This is a genomic window from Paracoccus sp. J39 (genome assembly GCF_000518925.1).
Classification (GTDB): domain Bacteria; phylum Pseudomonadota; class Alphaproteobacteria; order Rhodobacterales; family Rhodobacteraceae; genus Paracoccus.
Genome location: NZ_JAEN01000009.1, coordinates 102266 through 117700, shown reverse-complemented (window position 1 = coordinate 117700; position 15435 = coordinate 102266). Strand labels below are relative to the sequence as shown.

Below are 15435 nucleotides of genomic sequence, written 5' to 3'. Positions count from 1 at the left end.
AGCCACGCGAGGGCCGCGACATCACGATTCGCCCCTGAACCCGAGCCTTCTGCCGATCTTGGTTGCGAAGAACTCGCCCACCAGGCCGCGGCGGAACAGCAGCACGCAGACCATGAAGACCACGCCGGTGATGATGGTGACGGGGAAGTCGGAGGTGGCGAGGTAGTTCTGCAGCGTGACCACCAGCCCTGCGCCGACGATGGGGCCGAGCAGCGTGCCGATGCCGCCCAAGAGCGTCATCAGGATCACCTCGCCCGACATCTGCCAGGTGACGTCGGTTAGCGTCGCGAACTGGAAGATCAGCGCCTTGACCCCGCCGGCGAGCCCGGCCAGCGCCGCCGACATCACGAAGGCGCCCAGCTTGTAATGCTGCACCGAATAGCCCAGCGAGATCGCGCGGCTCTCGTTTTCCCGGATCGACTTCAGGATCATGCCGAAGGGCGAATTCACGAAGCGCCGGATGATCAGCAGCCCGATCACGAACACCGCCAGCACGAAGTAATACATGTTCATCGGCCGGTTCAGGTCGATCAGCCCGAACAGATGCCCGCGCGGCACCGACTGGATGCCGTCCTCGCCATGGGTGAAGGGCGCCTGCAGGCAGAAGAAGAAGAACATCTGCGACAGCGCCAGGGTGATCATGGCGAAATAGATGCCCTGCCGGCGGATGGCGATGGCGCCCATCACCAGCCCCAGCGCCGCCGCGCCGGCGACGCCCAGCAGGATGCCGGCCTCGGGCGACCAGCCCCAGACCTTGACCGCATGGGCGGTGAAATAGGCCGCGCCCCCGAAGAAGGTGGCATGGCCGAAGGACAGAAGCCCAGTATAGCCCAAGAGCAGGTTGAAGGCCGAGGCGAAGAGCGCGAAGGCCAGAAGCTTCATCAGGAAGATCGGATAGAGGAACATCGGCGCCACCAAGAGCCCGGCCAGCGCGACGGCGACCAGCAGCAGCCGGACCTGCCCGGCGCGGGGATGGGCGGCGACGGTCTCGGTCGGAATGGGTTCGGCTTTGCCGGCCATGTCAAGCCTCCTTTCCGAAAAGGCCCGCGGGCCGCAGGATCAGCACGATGGCCATGATGACGAAGATCACGATGTTCGAGGCCTCGGGGTAGAAGACCTTGGTCAGCCCCTCGACCACGCCCAGCATGTAGCCGGTGACGATGGCGCCCAGGATCGAGCCCATGCCGCCGACCACCACCACGGCGAAGACGATGATGATCAGGTTCGACCCCATCAGCGGGCTGACCTGATAGACCGGCGCCGCCAGCACCCCCGCGAAACCCGCAAGCCCGGCGCCAAGCGCATAGGTCAGGGTCAGCAGCAGCGGCACGTTGACGCCGAAGGCCTGCACCAGCGTCGGGTTCTCGGTCGCGGCGCGCAGATAGGCGCCCAGCTTGGTCTTCTCGATCAGCAGCCAGACCCCGATGCAGGTCGCCAGCGAGGCGATGACCACCCAGCCGCGATAGATCGGCAGGAACATGAAGCCCAGGTTCACCGCCCCGGTCAGCTGCGCGGGCGGCGCATAGGGCTTGCCCGAGGCGCCGAAGAAATAGCGAAACGTCCCCTCGATCGCCAGCGCCAGCCCGAAGGTGAAGAGAAGCCCGTAGAGATGGTCGAGCTTGTAGAGCCGCGACAGCATGGTCTTTTCCACCAGCGCCGCGAACAGGCCCACCGCCAGCGGCGCCAGCAGCAGCGCCAGCCAGTAGTTGATGCCGCCCACGGTCAGGAGCAGCAGCGCCACGAAGGCGCCCAGCATGTATTGCGCGCCATGCGCGAAGTTGATGACCCGCAAGAGCCCGAAGATCACCGCAAGGCCCAGCGACAGGAGCGCGTAGAACGAGCCGTTGATCAGCCCGACCAGCAACTGCCCCATCAGGGCCTGAATGGGAACGCCGAAGATCATCGTCATGTCACACCCCCAGTTCCCGATGCAGCATGTCCATCTGCGCCTGCAGTTCCGCGACCGGGAATTCCGCCGTCATCCGGCCGTGATCCATCAGGTAGAAGCGGTCGGCGACCTTGGCGGCGAAGCGGAAGTTCTGCTCGACCAGCACCACGGTCATGCCGCGGCTTTTCAGCTTCTGCAGCACCTCGCCGATGGCCTGGATGATGACCGGGGCCAACCCCTCGGTCGGCTCGTCCAGCAGCAGGCAGCGCGCGCCGGTGCGCAGGATGCGCGCCATGGCCAGCATCTGCTGCTCGCCCCCCGAAAGCTTGGTGCCCTGCGAATTGCGGCGTTCCTGCAGGTTCGGGAACAGCGCATAGATCTCCTCGACCGACATGCCGCCCTCGGCGACCTTCGGCGGCAGCATCAGGTTCTCCTCGACCGAGAGGCTGGCGAAGATGCCGCGCTCCTCGGGCACGAAGCCGAGGCCGGCGCGGGCGGTCTGGTGCAGGGGCAGCGCCGTCATGTCGCGCCCGGCGAATTCGATCTTGCCGGTGCGCTTGCGCAGGATGCCCATGATCGCGCGCAGCGTCGTGGTCTTGCCCATGCCGTTGCGGCCCAGGATGCAGATGGTCTCGCCCTCGGCGACGGTCAGGTTCACGCCGTGCAGGACATGGCTTTCGCCATACCAGGCATGCAGGTCGCGGACGTTCAGAAGCGGCGCGCTCATGCCTCGGACCCCATATAGGCGGTGCGCACGCGCGGATCGGCCGAGACGGCGGCATAGTCGCCCGCCGCGATGATCTCGCCGCGCTGCAGCACGGTGACGTGGTGGCAGATATTGGCCACGACGCTCAGATTGTGCTCGACCATCAGCACGGCGCGCTCGGCGGCGACGTCGCGGATGATCCCGGCGACCATGGCCACGTCCTCCTGCCCCATGCCGGCCATCGGCTCGTCCAGCAGCAGCACCTCGGGGTCGAGCGCCAGCGTGGTGGCGATCTCCAGCACGCGCTTCCTGCCATAGGACAGGTCGGCGGCGCGGTGGTCGCGCCAGCGCGCCAGACCCAGTTGCCCGATCAGCTGGTCGGCGCGCGCGTCCAGCCGGTCCAGCGCCGACAGCGGCAGCCAGAACTGCACCGCCAGCCCCGCCGGCCGCTGCAGCGCCACCTTGACGTTCTCGCGCACCGTCAGATGCGGGAACACCGCCGAGATCTGGAAGCTACGCACCAGCCCCATCCGCGCCACCTTGTCGGGCTTGGTATTGGTGATGTCCTGGCCCAGCAGCGTGATCTGGCCCCGCGTCGGCTGCAGGAACTTGGTCAAGAGGTTGAAGACCGTGGTCTTGCCGGCGCCATTGGGCCCGATCAGCGCATGGATGCGCGCATGCTCCACGTCCAGGTCGACGTTGTTCACCGCCGTGAAACCCGCGAAATCCTTCCCAAGGCCGCGGGCGGACAAAACCACCCGCGGCTCGGCCTGCGTTGCCACAGATGCCGCCATCACTGGACCAGCGGGCAGCCGCTGTCGGCCGGCTTCAGGAAGGCCTCGTCCCCCGGGATGGTGGCCAGGACGTTGTAATAGTCCCAGTCCTCGGTCACGTCGCCGGGGGCCTTGACCTCCATCAGGTAGACGTCCTTGATCAGCCGGCCATTGGGCCCGACCTTGCCGCCCTGGGCGAAGACATCGTCGACCGGCATCTCGTGCATCTTGGCGGCGACGGCCTCAGTCTCGTCGGTGCCCGCCTCCTGGATCGCCTTGAGATACTGGGTGACCGCCGAATAGGTGCCGGCATGGACCATGTTCGGCATGACGCCGGTGCGTTCCTTGAAACGTTCGCCGAACTCGCGCGATTCCGGGTTGCGGTTCCAGTAGAAGCTTTCCGTCAGCGTCAGCCCCTGCGCGGCATCCAGCCCGATGCCATGCACCTCGGCCAGGGTGAAGAGCAGCGCCGCAAGGCGCTGGCCGCCGGCGGTGATGCCGAATTCCGCCGCCTGCTTGATGGCGTTCTGCGTGTCCATGCCGGCATTGGCCAGGCCGATGACCTTGGCGCCCGAAGCCTGCGCCTGCAGCAGGAACGAGGAATAATCCGTCGTCGCCAGCGGGTGGCGCACCGCGCCCGCGACCGTGCCGCCCTGCGACTTGACGAAATTGCCGGTCTGCTCCTCCAGCGAATAGCCGAAGGCATAGTCGGCGGTCAGGAAGAACCAGCTGTCGCCGCCTTCCTTCACCAGCGCGCCGCCGGTGCCCACCGCCAGCGCATGGGTGTCATAGGCCCAGTGGAAGCCGTAGGGGGTGCATTGCGCCCCGGTCAGCTCGGTCGTGGCGGCGCCGGTGTTGACGGTGATCTTCTTCTTTTCCTGGCTCAGCGCCTGCACCGCCAGGCCGACCGAGGAGGTGGTCAGCTCCATGATCGCATCGACCTGTTCGGTGTCATACCATTGCCGGGCGATGTTCGAGGCGATGTCGGGCTTGTTCTGGTGGTCGGCGGTGACGACCTCGATGGGCGCGTCCAGCACCGTGCCGCCGAAATCCTCGACCGCCATCCGCGCCGCCTCATAGGAAAACTTGCCGCCGAAATCGGCATAGACCCCCGACTGGTCGTTGAGGATGCCGATCCTGACCTTGCCGTCCGAGATCTCGGCCAAGGCAGGCGTGGCAACAAGGCCGACCGCGGTGGCCGACAGCAGAAACTTTCGCATTATGTCCTCCCGAAGGCGCGCTCCTTCCGCCGGCCGCTTTGGCGGGCCGGGTGGGAACGCTGTCCTGTCCATGACGAGGGGCGACTCCCGCGCCCGCTCATCCGAACGATGCAGGTAATTCGGCTTTGACACAAGTGTTCAGATCGGTGTAATTTCTTACAGGACCTGTGCGTTTTCGAACAGATGGCCAATCTCAGCTGGGACGATCTGCAATTCTTTCTGGCGGTTGTGCGCGAAGGCCAGTTGTCGCGCGCCGCGCGGCATCTGGGCACCTCGCATGTCACCGTCTCGCGCCGCATCGACCGGCTGGAGCAGGCGCTGAACACCCGGCTGTTCGAGCGCAACCCCCGCGGCTATGAACCGACGCCCGCCGGCCAGCGCCTGATCGAGGCCGCCGAGCGCATGGAGGAGGCCGCCGGGCTGATCCCGCTGGACCAGGCCAGCGCCCCGGGACAGGCGCGGCCCTTGCGGCTGGCCATGCCCGAAGGCTTCGGCAGCCTGTTCTCGACCCATCTGCTGCCCGCCTTCATCGCGCGCTTCCCGCTGATCTCGCTGGAACTCGTCACCATGCCGCAGGTGCTGTCGCTGTCGCGGCGCGAGGCGGATATCTCGATCACGCTGGACCCTGTGACCAGCGGCCCCTATCGCTCGGAGCGGCTGGCGGATTACACCCTGCATCTCTATGCCACCCGCGAGCATCTGCGCGGCCTGCCGCCCATCGACGGCCCCGAGGATCTGCGCCAGCTGCGTTTCATCGGCTATATCGAGGAGATGATCTTCGCCCCCGGCCTGGACTATCTGGGCGAGATCCATCCCGCCATCCGGGCCAGCGTCAAAAGCTCCAGCATCTTCAACCAGCTGGCGGCGGTGCGCAACGGGCTGGGGATCGGCGTGCTGCCCTGGTATATCGCCGCGAAATATCCCGAGCTGCAGATCGTGCTGCCCGACCGGGTCCGGCTGACCCGGACCTATTGGCTGACCTGCCATCGCGACCTGCGGGTGATGCAATGGGTGCGGGCGGTGATCGGCTTTCTGTCGGCCAGCCTGGCCGAGCGCGGCCACGAGCTGTCCCGCCCCATGGACCATGCCGGGCCGGGCTGACCGCGGCGCGCGCCCCGCCTGAAGGCCGGGATCAGCGCCGGCCCCGGGCGGCCAGCCCCATCTCGGCGCGGTATTTCGCCACCGTGCGGCGCGACAGGGCGATGCCATGCCCGGCCAGCCGCTGCGCCAGCGCCGCGTCCGATATCCGCTGTCCCGCCGGCCAGTCCGCGATCAGCCGGCGCAGCGCCTCCTGCGCCTCGCCGCGGCTCAGATCGGGATTGCGCGGGCTGGCCGGGATGCGCAGCAATTGGCGCAGCAGCACCGTGCCGCGCGGTGTCCGCATGGCCACGCCCGCCACCGCCCGGCTGACGGTGCTTGTCGCAAGCCCCAGCCGTCCAGCCAGTTGGGCCATGGTCAGCGCCCGCAAGGCCCCCTGCCCGCGCAGCCAATCCGCCTGCGCCTCGGCCAGCGCCGAGGCGATGCGCAGCAGGCTGGCGCCGCGTGCCTCGCAACCCGTGATCAGGGCACGGGCAAGGGCGGCCTGCCCGGCGGCGCCCGCGCCGGCGCGCAGCGTCGGGGCCGGTGCGTCCAGCGGCAGGACACGGCCGTCCGCCGTCAGCTCCAGTTCGGGCGCCATGGAGGGTGTCATGTCCTCGGAGAGCGGAAAGGGCGACAGGGCGCGCAGATCGGCCAGCATCCCGGCCGCGTCCTCGGCATCGCAGCCGCAATGCGCCCGGATCGCCGCCAGATCGCCCGAGGCGGCCAGGTCCAGCCGCTGCAACAGCCGCTCGATCATCGGGTCCAGCCGTCCCCGCGCCCGCAATTGCAGCCGCAGGCACTCGGCCAGATCGCGAGCGAAGATGCCGGGCGGGTCGAGGCCCTGAAGGACGGGCAGCAGCGCCTCGATCCGCGCGGCCGGCACCGCCAGCCAGCCGGCGATCTCGGGCAGCGGGTCGGCGAGCCAGCCGCGCTCGTCCAGGCAATGCACCAGCGCCCGGGCCAGATCGGCCTCGTCCCGGGTCAGGCGCAGCAGCCCGATCTGCGCGGCCAGCGCCTGCCTTGCCGTCAGCGCCTCGGGCGTCTCGACCAGGTCCAGGCACGGGTTCCGCGCCGCCTCCAGCCGCAGACGGCGGCGCAGGCGCGCGCCATCCATATGCAGCAGGTCCAGCGACAGCCGCATCTGCTGGCTCAGCGCAAGGCCGCGGATCTGGCGCTGCTGCTGGTTCTGCATCCCCCACCCCTGTGGCGCCACAGTGTTGCACGGCCATGCAACAGCCCGGCGCGAAAACCCCGGCAAACCCTGCGCCAGAAAATTGGCACGGCCGTTGCTTGCATGATGGGCAGGGAGGACAGACATGGTCAAGGTCGGCATCATCGCCAATCCGATTTCGGCCCGCGACATCCGGCGGGTGATCTCGCATGCGGGCAACCTGCCCATCAACGACCGCGCCAATATCGTGCTGCGCATGATGGCCGGGCTGGCCGCGTCCGGCGTCGATGAGGTGGTGGTCATGCCGGAAAACGGCGGCATCCGCTTTCACCTGGAACGCAGCATCCAGCGCGAGCTTCGACTCGGCCACGGGAATTTCCCGCGCCTGCGCTATCTGGACATGCCCGTCACCGCCACGCCCGAAGACAGCGCCCGCGCCGCGCGGATGATGGCCGGGGACGGCGTGGGCGCCATCGTGGTTCTGGGCGGCGACGGCACCAGCCGCGTCGTGGTGGGGGCCTGCGGCGCGGTGCCGGTGGCCGGGGTCTCGACCGGCACCAACAACGCCTTTCCCGAGCTGCGCGAGCCGACGATCACCGGCCTCGCCGTGGGGCTGGCCGTCACCGGGCAGGTGCCCGAGGCCGTGGCGCTGCGGCCGAACAAATGGCTGGAGGTGACGCTGGGCGAGCGGCGCGAGATCGCGCTGGTCGATGTCGCCGTGGTCGAGGACCGCTTCGTCGGGGCCCGCGCCATCTGGAAGGCCGCCGGGTTCCGCGACCTGTTCGTGACCTTCGGCCTGCCGCAGGCCATCGGCATGTCGGCCATCGTCGGGCTCTGCGACCCGGTGGACCGCGCCACGCCCGAGGGCCGGCATGTCCGCCTGTCGCCCGATGCGCCGCGCCAGTTGCTTGCCCCCATCGCGCCGGGGCTGATCGACCGGGTGGGCATCGCCGGCATCGCGCGCATGGCGCCGGGCCGGGCGCATCGCCCCTCGATCCCCGCCGGCACGCTGGCCTTCGATGGCGAGCGCGAGCTGACATTCACCGAAAGCGACCAGGTCTCGGTGCGGCTGGTGCCCGACGCCTTCCGCACCATCGACGTGCCCGCCTGCATGGCCCATGCCGCGCAGGCCGGGCTGTTCATCCGCAACCCAGACTGAACCAGACAAGGGAGGAGTTCATGTCCAATCCGTTTCCGCTGCCCAAGGAGCGGCTGCTTGAAGCCTATCGCAAGATGCGCACCATCCGCGATTTCGAGGAACGGCTGCATGTCGATTTCGCCCGCGGCGAGATCCCGGGCTTCGTGCATCTTTACGCCGGCGAGGAGGCGACGGCGGTCGGCATCATGATGCATCTGCACGACCGCGACCGCATCGCCTCGACCCATCGCGGCCATGGCCATTGCATCGCCAAGGGCGTCGACGTCAAGGCGATGATGGCCGAGATCTATGGCAAGGCCACCGGCTGCTGCGCCGGCAAGGGCGGCTCGATGCATATCGCCGACCTGTCCTTGGGGATGATGGGCGCGAACGGCATCCTGGGCGCCGGCGCGCCATTGGTCTGCGGCGCGGCGCTGGCGGCCCAGAAGCTGGGCCATGACGGCGTCGGCATCACCTTCTTCGGCGACGGCGCCTCGAACCAGGGCACGGTGCTGGAAAGCATGAACCTGGCCGCGATCTGGAACCTGCCGGTGATTTTCGTGGTGGAAAACAACGGTTATGCCGAATCGACCTCGGTCGATTACGCCACCGCCTCGGACAGCTACGTGGACCGGGCGACCGGCTTCGGCATGCCGGGGATCACCGTGGACGGGCTGGATTTCTTCGCCGTCCACGAGGCGGCGGGCGAGGTCATCCGCCGCGCCCGCGAAGGCGCCGGCCCGACGCTGCTGGAGTGCAAGAACGTCCGCTTCTTCGGCCATTTCGAAGGCGACGCCCAGACCTACAAGGCGCCGGGCGAGAACGAATACAACCGCGCGCACAACGATTGCCTGAAGCTGTTCCGCCAGAAAGTGACCGAGGCCGGGGTGATCTCGGATGCCGAGCTGGACGCCATCGACGCCGAGGTGGCGGCGCTGATCGACGAGGCGGTGGTCGAGGCCATCGCCGCGCCGCTGCCCGGCCCGGAACAACTGACCACCGACGTTTACGTGTCCTATTGAGGGAGGGGAAACCATGGCACGCATCATCAGCATGAAGGACGCGGTGAACGAGGCGCTGGATCAGGAGATGAGCCGCGACCCCACCGTGATCATGATGGGCGAGGATATCGTCGGCGGCGCCGGCGCGCAGGGCGAGGACGACGCCTGGGGCGGCGTCCTCGGTGTCAGCAAGGGGCTTTACGCCAAGCATCCGAAGCAGATGATCGACACGCCGCTGTCGGAAAGCGCCTATGTCGGCGCGGCGGTGGGCGCGGCGACGGCGGGGCTGCGGCCGGTGGCGGAACTGATGTTCGTCGATTTCATCGGCGTCTGCCTGGACCAGGTGTTCAACCAGGCAGCGAAGTTTCGCTACATGTTCGGCGGCAAGGCGGAAACCCCGGTGGTGATCCGGGCGATGTGCGGCGCGGGCTTTCGCGCGGCGGGCCAGCACAGCCAGATGCTGACGCCGCTTTTCACGCATCTGCCGGGGCTGAAGGTGGTCTGCCCCTCGAACGCCTATGACTGCAAGGGTCTGCTGATCCAGGCGATCCGCGACAACGACCCGGTGATCTTCCTCGAACACAAGAACCTTTACGCCAGCACCTGCGACGTGCCCGAGGAACCCTATGCCATCCCCTTCGGCGAGGCGAACATCGTCCGCGAGGGCGCGGACGCCACCATCGTCACCTATGGCCAGATGGTCGGCCGCTCGCTGGAAGCCGCCGAGCTGCTGAAGAAGGACGGCGTCGATGTCGAGGTGATCGACCTGCGCACGCTGTCGCCCATCGACATGGACACGGTGCTGGAAAGCGTCGAGGCGACCGGCCGGCTGGTCTGCGTGGACGAGGCGAACCCGCGCTGTTCCATCGCCGCCGACATCGCCGCCACCGTGGCGCAGGACGCCTTCGGCGCGCTCAAGGCACCCATCCAGATGGTGACGCCGCCGCATGCGCCGGTGCCCTTCTCGCCCTCGCTGGAGGACGCCTATGTGCCCTCGGCCGAGCGTATCGCCGCGGCCGTTCGCAAGACGCTGGAGAACTGACATGGCAGACATCACCCCGATCCTGATGCCGAAATGGGGGCTCTCGATGCGCGAGGGCAAGCTGGCGGCCTGGCACGTGGCCGAGGGCGCCGAGATCAAGCCCGGCGACGAGATCATGGATGTCGAGACCGACAAGATCGCCAATGTGGTCGAGGCCGCCGACGGGGGCCTCTTGCGCCGCCGCGTCGGCATCGAGGGCGAGACCTATCCGGTGCGCGCGCTGCTGGCGGTGATGGCGCCGGAATCGGTGCCGGACGCGGAAATCGACGCCTATGTCGCCGCCTATCAGGCGCCCTCGGCCGGCGACGAGGACGAGAATGCCGGACCCGCCTATCAATATGCCGACCTGCCCATGGGCCGCATCCGCTATGCCGAGCGTCCGGGCGAGGGCGCGCCGCTGGTGCTGATCCACGGCTTCGGCGGCGATCTGGACAACTGGCTGTTCAATATCGACGCGCTGGCGGAAGCCGCGCCGGTCTATGCGCTGGACCTGCCCGGTCATGGCCAGTCGGTGAAATCCGCGCGCCCGGCCGGGCTGGGGCTGATGGTGGAAACCGTCCTGGCCTTCCTCGACCATATCGGCGCGGACAGGGCGCATCTGGCCGGCCATTCCATGGGCGGGCTGGTCGCCGGCACGCTGGCGGCGCAGCACCCGGCGCGCGCCGCCTCGGTCACGCTGATCTGTCCGGCGGGCCTCGGGTCCGAGATCAATGCCGAATACATCGACGGCTTCGTGCAGGCCGCCGGGCGCAAGGACCTGAAGCCGGTGCTGGCGCATCTGTTCAGGGACCAGTCGCTGGTCAGCCGCGCGATGGTCGAGGACCTGCTGAAATACAAGCGCCTCGACGGGGTGCAGGATTTCCTGGCCGAACTGGCCGGAAACCTGTTCCGCGAGGGCCGGCAGGCCGAGCGACTGGCCGAGGCGCTGGCCGCCTCGGGCGTGCCGGCGCAGGTGATCTGGGGCGAGGCCGATGCGATCATTCCCGCCGCCCATGCCGAAAGCCTGCCGGGGGCGTCGCGCCATGTCATCCCGGACGCCGGCCACATGGTGCAGATGGAGCAATCGGCCGAGGTCAACCGCCTGATCCGCGACTTCATCGCCTGACAATCCGGCCGTCCCCTCGGGGGCGGCCCTTTGCAATGGGAGGAGAGAGATGAGCAATTCCGTCGAAGGCCGCGTGGTCATCGTCACCGGCGCGGGCCGCGGCATCGGGCGTTCCATCGCCGAAGGGCTGGCGCAGGCCGGCGCCCGGGTGGTGATCGCCGACATCGCCGCCGATACCGCCGAATCCACCGCCGCCGAGATCCGCGAGGCGGGCGGGCAGGCCATCGGCCTTGCCGTCGATGTGACCGACCGCGCCAGCACGCGCGCGCTGATCGCCCGCACCGCCGCCGAACATGGCCGGCTGGACGCCATGTTCAACAATGCCGGCATCGCCCAGGTCAAGCCGTTCAACGACATCACCGAGGACGACTGGCACCGCGTCATGGACGTGAACGCCATGGGCGTGCTGATCGGCATCCAGGAGGCGGCGAAGCAGTTCATCGCCCAGGGCGGCGGCGGAAAGATCGTCAACACCGCCTCGATTGCCGGCAAGCAGGGCTACGAGCCCTTGGCGCATTACTCGGCCAGCAAGTTCGCCGTGGTGGCGCTGACCCAGGCCGCGGCCCGCGCCTTCGGCAGGCACGGCATCTGCGTCAACGCCATCTGCCCCGGCGTGGTCGCCACCGACATGTGGAAGCTGATCGACAAGGGCTTCAAGGACGAGGGGCTGACCCAACGCGACAACGAGGCTTTCGAGGGCTTCTCGGCCGACATCCTGCTGGGCCGCCCGTCGCGCCCCGAGGATCTGGCCGGCGTCTCGATCTTCCTCGCCTCGGCCGGGTCGGATTACATGACCGGGCAAAGCCTGGTCGTCGACGGCGGCATGGTGCTGCTATGAGCGCGAAACAGAAACTGGCCGAGATGAACGCGCGCGCCGCCGCGCTTTACAAGGCCGACGGCAAGACCATGTCCGCATTCCGCGGGCTGATGCTCGCCGCCAACCGCGAGGGCAAGGTCAGCCCCGCCATGAAGGAAATGATCGCCATCGCCGTCGCCATCGGGCGCGGCTGCGAGGATTGCATCGTCTTTCACGCCAGCGAGGCCAAGGCCCACGGCGCCAGCCGCGAGGAACTGCTGGAGGTGCTGGCCGTCGCCATCGAGATGTCGGGCGGGCCGGGCACGGTCTATGCCGCCAAGGCGCTGGCCGCCTTTGACGAATTGTAAGGGGGAACACCATGAAAGCCTTGCGTTTCCATGCCGCGCGGGACCTTAGGGTCGAGGATATTCCCGAACCGCCCCGGCCCGGTCCCGGGCAGGTGCTGATCCGCAACCGCCATGTCGGCATCTGCGGCACCGACCTGCACGAATACGCCTCGGGGCCGATCTTCATTCCGACCGCGCCGCATCCCTATTCCGGCGCCCATGGCCCGCAGGTGCTGGGCCACGAATTCGGCGGCGAGGTGCTGGCGGTGGGCGAGGGCGTGACCAAGGTGGCGCCCGGCGACCGGGTGGCGGTGCAGCCGCTGATCATGCCGCGCGGCGGCGAGCATTTCGCCGACCGCGGCTGGCACAACCTCTCGGGCAGTCTGGCGCTGGTCGGGCTGTCCTGGGTCTCGGGCGGCATGGCCGAGATGGCGCTGCTCAACGATTACAATGTCGAGAAGATCCCCGACGGCATGAGCGACGAGGAGGCGGCGCTGGTCGAGCCGACCGCCGTCTGCGTCTATGCCTGCGACCGGGGCCGGATCACCGCCGGGGATTCGGTGCTGGTGACGGGCGCCGGGCCCATCGGCATCCTGGCGCTGCTGACCGCGCGGGCCTTCGGCGCGACGCGGCTGTTCGTGTCGGACGTGAACGACACGCGGCTGCGGCTCGCCGCCGAGGTGGTGCCGGGTGTCGTCGCCATCAACCCCGCGCGCGAGGATGTGGGCGAGCGGGTGCGCGCCGGCACCCAAGGCGGCATCGGCTGCGACGTGGCGCTGGAATGCGTCGGCAATGAACGGGCGCTGCAATCCTGCCTGGACGCGGTGCGCAAGCAGGGGGTGATCGTGCAGACCGGCCTGCATCCCGGCAAGGGCAGCGTGGATTTCTTCCAGCTGACCTTCAAGGATGCCGAGATCCGCGGCTCGTGGTGCTATCCGACCCATGGCTGGCCGCGCACCATCGAGCTGATCGCCTCGGGCGCGATCCCGGCCAGGCGGGTGGTGACGAAGCGCATCGCGCTGGACGAGGCGGTGGCCGAGGGGTTCGAGGCGCTGCTGGACCCGGCCGGCAGCCAGCTGAAGATCCTGATCGACCTGTCGCGCTGACGGCCCGCGCCTGCGGCAAGATTTCTGCCCCGGCGCGGCCCGGCCCGTGCTATGGTCGCGCCGGGCTTTGGGAGGAGCCGATGCGGGGAATGCCGGATACCGGGACGCATGTCCTTGAAGTCATTCGCGTGGCCGAGGGCGAACCTTCGCCGCGCCGCGATGCCGATGTGCTGGCCTCGTGGCGGCGCTGCGTGAACGAACACCAGCTCGACCCCGGCCGCCATGCCGGGCCGCGCATCGTCACCCAGCAGGAACTGCGCCAGCACCGCCAGGAATCCGAGGAATTGCTGGGCATGGCCCGGCACGGCATGGAGGACCTTTACCGCCGCGTGAACACGATGGGCTATGTCCTGCTGCTGTCCAATGCGCGCGGCGTGACCGTCGATGCCATCGGCGACGCGGAACTGGACCGCGAGCTGCGCCATGCCGGCCTGATCGCCGGCTCGGAATGGCATGAAAGCCATGTCGGCACCAACGGCGTGGGCGCCTGCCTCGCCACCGGGCGGGCGATCACCGTGCATCGCACCGACCATTTCGACCTGGCGCTGACGCCGCTGTCCTGCACCGCCGTGCCGGTGCATGACACGCGCGGCGGGCTGATCGGGGTGCTGGACCTGTCGCATCTGCAGGCGCCGCAGGACAAGATGAGCCAGGCGCTGACGCTGGAGGTGATGAAATCCTGCGCCCGCCGCATCGAGATGGCCAATCTGGTGCGCCGGCACCGCGCCGACTGGATCCTGCGGCTGAACCCCTCGCCCGAATTCCTGGACGTGGACCCGATGGCCGCGGTCGCCATCGACGCCGGGGGCCGCATCAGCGGCATGACCAACAACGCGCGCGAGCTTCTGGCCGGCGGGCCGGCCGAGGCGCTGATCGGCCGGCGCTTCGACGACATCTTCGCCTGCGACCTGGACGACCTGCCCAAGCTGTCGCGCGCCATGGCCCCGGTCGACGGCGCGCTGGAGATGCAGGCCGGCGGGCTGATCTTTGCCCGCGCCGTGCCGCCCACCGCGCCGCCGCGCCGGGCCGCGGAGACCAGCCTGCCCCAGCCGCTGCGCGCGATCCATGGCGGCGACCCGGCCATGCAGCGCCTGGCCGAGCGCGCCGCCAAGGTGGTGGACCGCCAGATCAGCGTCATTCTGCGCGGCGAGACCGGCACCGGCAAGGAATTCATCGCCCGCGCCATGCATGCCTCGTCCCGGCGGCGGGGTTCCTTCGTGGCGATCAACTGCGCCGCCCTGCCCGAGGCGCTGATCGAAAGCGAGCTGTTCGGCTATGCCCCGAACGCCTTCACCGGCGCCCATGCCCGCGGCAAGAAGGGCCTGATCCGCGAGGCGCATGGCGGCACGCTGTTCCTGGACGAGATCGGCGACATGCCGCTGGCCCTGCAGGCGCGGCTGCTGCGCGTGCTGTCCGAGCGCGAGGTGCTGCCGGTCGGCGCCACCCGCGCCGAGCCGGTGGACATCCGCGTCATCTCGGCCTCGCATCGCGACCTGGGCGGGCTGGTGGCCGAGGGGCGGTTCCGGCAGGACCTGTATTACCGGCTGAACGGGCTGGTGCTGGACATCCCGCCGGTGCGGGCGCGGGCAGACCTGGAATGGCTGATCGCCCGCATCGCCGCCGCGACCGAGGGCAGGCCGCGTTTCTCGCCGCAGGCCATGGTGCTGCTGCTGGCGCATGACTGGCCCGGCAATGTGCGCGAGATCGTCAATCTTTGCACGCTTTGCGCGGCGCTCTGCGACGGCGCCACGGTCGGCCCCGAGGATCTGCCCGATGAGATCGGCGCGGCGCAGGCGACCGCCCGACCCGGCCCCGACGGGACCGAGCGCGCCGGGCTGCGCCGGCTGATCGCGGAATGCGAGGGCAATATCTCGGCCGTGGCGCGGCAGGCGGGGGTGGACCGCAGCACGATCTATCGCCGCATGCGCAGGCTTGGCCTGAACGAGGATCCAAGAGGTGGCCCGGCCGCTGGCTGACCGCCCGGTTCCTGGCCCGGCCGCCGGAATATCCGAAAGGAACGGAGCGAAAAAATCGGCCCCGCATGTCGGTTCCCGCGCTGGCC

General features: G+C 68.8%; 15 protein-coding genes. 9 read left to right on the top strand and 6 right to left on the bottom strand.

Translation table 11 applies throughout. The features are described from left to right. Positions 1-21: 21 nt before the first annotated feature. The 5 genes from L632_RS0110825 to L632_RS0110805 are packed head-to-tail and all read right to left on the bottom strand — an operon-like array spanning position 22 to position 4587. Entirely contained in the window at positions 22-1020 is a 999-nt protein-coding gene (locus tag L632_RS0110825; protein ID WP_028716792.1) for a branched-chain amino acid ABC transporter permease, read from the bottom strand. Between the two features lies 1 nt (position 1021). After that, positions 1022-1909: a branched-chain amino acid ABC transporter permease gene (locus L632_RS0110820; protein ID WP_028716791.1), complete on the bottom strand. Its 888-nt coding sequence runs from the start codon at positions 1907-1909 to the stop codon at positions 1022-1024. 1 nt (position 1910) lies between these two features. Continuing rightward, complete coding sequence (locus tag L632_RS0110815; RefSeq protein ID WP_028713726.1) at positions 1911-2615, bottom strand: ABC transporter ATP-binding protein; 705 nt, start codon at positions 2613-2615, stop codon at positions 1911-1913. Further along, positions 2612-3388: an ABC transporter ATP-binding protein gene (locus L632_RS0110810; protein WP_028716790.1), complete on the bottom strand. Its 777-nt coding sequence runs from the start codon at positions 3386-3388 to the stop codon at positions 2612-2614. Before L632_RS0110810 ends, L632_RS0110815 begins: the two co-directional genes overlap by 4 nt. Continuing rightward, positions 3388-4587 carry an ABC transporter substrate-binding protein gene (locus tag L632_RS0110805; protein ID WP_028713724.1) on the bottom strand — a complete coding sequence of 400 codons (1200 nt, stop codon included), beginning with the start codon at positions 4585-4587 and terminating at the stop codon, positions 3388-3390. The genes L632_RS0110810 and L632_RS0110805 overlap by 1 nt, the downstream gene beginning before the upstream one ends. 183 nt (positions 4588-4770) lie before the next feature. Between L632_RS0110805 and L632_RS0110800 the strand changes: the two genes are divergently transcribed. After that, positions 4771-5688, top strand: coding sequence for a LysR family transcriptional regulator (locus tag L632_RS0110800; protein WP_028713723.1), 918 nt, complete (start codon positions 4771-4773; stop codon positions 5686-5688). 31 nt (positions 5689-5719) lie between these two features. Here L632_RS0110800 and L632_RS0110795 read toward each other — a convergent pair whose 3' ends face one another. Continuing rightward, complete coding sequence (locus tag L632_RS0110795; protein WP_028713722.1) at positions 5720-6859, bottom strand: hypothetical protein; 1140 nt, start codon at positions 6857-6859, stop codon at positions 5720-5722. A 124-nt stretch (positions 6860-6983) separates the two neighbouring features. Between L632_RS0110795 and L632_RS0110790 the strand changes: the two genes are divergently transcribed. From L632_RS0110790 to L632_RS0110755, 8 genes are all read left to right on the top strand, one after another. Next, on the top strand, positions 6984-7997 hold the full coding sequence (locus tag L632_RS0110790) for an ATP-NAD kinase family protein (protein WP_028713721.1): 1014 nt from the start codon (positions 6984-6986) through the stop codon (positions 7995-7997). Positions 7998-8017: 20 nt separating this feature from the next. Beyond that, entirely contained in the window at positions 8018-8998 is a 981-nt protein-coding gene (locus tag L632_RS0110785; RefSeq protein WP_028713720.1) for a thiamine pyrophosphate-dependent dehydrogenase E1 component subunit alpha, read from the top strand. Between the two features lie 13 nt (positions 8999-9011). Further along, positions 9012-10019, top strand: a complete 1008-nt coding sequence (locus L632_RS0110780; RefSeq protein WP_028713719.1) for an alpha-ketoacid dehydrogenase subunit beta — start codon at positions 9012-9014, stop codon at positions 10017-10019. A 1-nt stretch (position 10020) separates the two neighbouring features. Next, positions 10021-11124, top strand: a complete 1104-nt coding sequence (locus L632_RS0110775; protein WP_028713718.1) for an acetoin dehydrogenase dihydrolipoyllysine-residue acetyltransferase subunit — start codon at positions 10021-10023, stop codon at positions 11122-11124. A gap of 49 nt (positions 11125-11173) precedes the next feature. Beyond that, the gene (locus L632_RS0110770; RefSeq protein WP_028713717.1) at positions 11174-11962 is read left to right on the top strand and encodes an SDR family NAD(P)-dependent oxidoreductase; all 789 of its coding nucleotides are present in this window, start codon (positions 11174-11176) and stop codon (positions 11960-11962) included. Then, positions 11959-12288, top strand: coding sequence for a carboxymuconolactone decarboxylase family protein (locus tag L632_RS0110765; RefSeq protein WP_028713716.1), 330 nt, complete (start codon positions 11959-11961; stop codon positions 12286-12288). The genes L632_RS0110770 and L632_RS0110765 overlap by 4 nt, the downstream gene beginning before the upstream one ends. An 11-nt stretch (positions 12289-12299) precedes the next feature. Further along, on the top strand, positions 12300-13373 hold the full coding sequence (locus L632_RS0110760; RefSeq protein WP_028713715.1) for a 2,3-butanediol dehydrogenase: 1074 nt from the start codon (positions 12300-12302) through the stop codon (positions 13371-13373). Positions 13374-13453: 80 nt separating this feature from the next. Then, on the top strand, positions 13454-15349 hold the full coding sequence (locus L632_RS0110755; RefSeq protein ID WP_028716789.1) for a sigma-54-dependent Fis family transcriptional regulator: 1896 nt from the start codon (positions 13454-13456) through the stop codon (positions 15347-15349). Positions 15350-15435 lie beyond the last annotated feature (86 nt).

What these genes read in the sequence shown, in the direction of transcription:
- L632_RS0110785 (WP_028713720.1), top strand. Translation starts at nt 8,018, where the DNA reads ATGTCCAATCCGTTTCCGCTGCCCAAGGAGCGGCTGCTTGAAGCCTAT.
- L632_RS0110775 (WP_028713718.1), top strand. Translation starts at nt 10,021, where the DNA reads ATGGCAGACATCACCCCGATCCTGATGCCGAAATGGGGGCTCTCGATG.
- L632_RS0110765 (WP_028713716.1), top strand. Translation starts at nt 11,959, where the DNA reads ATGAGCGCGAAACAGAAACTGGCCGAGATGAACGCGCGCGCCGCCGCG.
- L632_RS0110815 (WP_028713726.1), bottom strand. Translation starts at nt 2,615, where the DNA reads ATGAGCGCGCCGCTTCTGAACGTCCGCGACCTGCATGCCTGGTATGGC.
- L632_RS0110825 (WP_028716792.1), bottom strand. Translation starts at nt 1,020, where the DNA reads ATGGCCGGCAAAGCCGAACCCATTCCGACCGAGACCGTCGCCGCCCAT.
- L632_RS0110795 (WP_028713722.1), bottom strand. Translation starts at nt 6,859, where the DNA reads ATGCAGAACCAGCAGCAGCGCCAGATCCGCGGCCTTGCGCTGAGCCAG.
- L632_RS0110800 (WP_028713723.1), top strand. Translation starts at nt 4,771, where the DNA reads ATGGCCAATCTCAGCTGGGACGATCTGCAATTCTTTCTGGCGGTTGTG.
- L632_RS0110780 (WP_028713719.1), top strand. Translation starts at nt 9,012, where the DNA reads ATGGCACGCATCATCAGCATGAAGGACGCGGTGAACGAGGCGCTGGAT.
- L632_RS0110810 (WP_028716790.1), bottom strand. Translation starts at nt 3,388, where the DNA reads ATGGCGGCATCTGTGGCAACGCAGGCCGAGCCGCGGGTGGTTTTGTCC.
- L632_RS0110770 (WP_028713717.1), top strand. Translation starts at nt 11,174, where the DNA reads ATGAGCAATTCCGTCGAAGGCCGCGTGGTCATCGTCACCGGCGCGGGC.
- L632_RS0110755 (WP_028716789.1), top strand. Translation starts at nt 13,454, where the DNA reads ATGCGGGGAATGCCGGATACCGGGACGCATGTCCTTGAAGTCATTCGC.
- L632_RS0110790 (WP_028713721.1), top strand. Translation starts at nt 6,984, where the DNA reads ATGGTCAAGGTCGGCATCATCGCCAATCCGATTTCGGCCCGCGACATC.
- L632_RS0110805 (WP_028713724.1), bottom strand. Translation starts at nt 4,587, where the DNA reads ATGCGAAAGTTTCTGCTGTCGGCCACCGCGGTCGGCCTTGTTGCCACG.
- L632_RS0110760 (WP_028713715.1), top strand. Translation starts at nt 12,300, where the DNA reads ATGAAAGCCTTGCGTTTCCATGCCGCGCGGGACCTTAGGGTCGAGGAT.
- L632_RS0110820 (WP_028716791.1), bottom strand. Translation starts at nt 1,909, where the DNA reads ATGACGATGATCTTCGGCGTTCCCATTCAGGCCCTGATGGGGCAGTTG.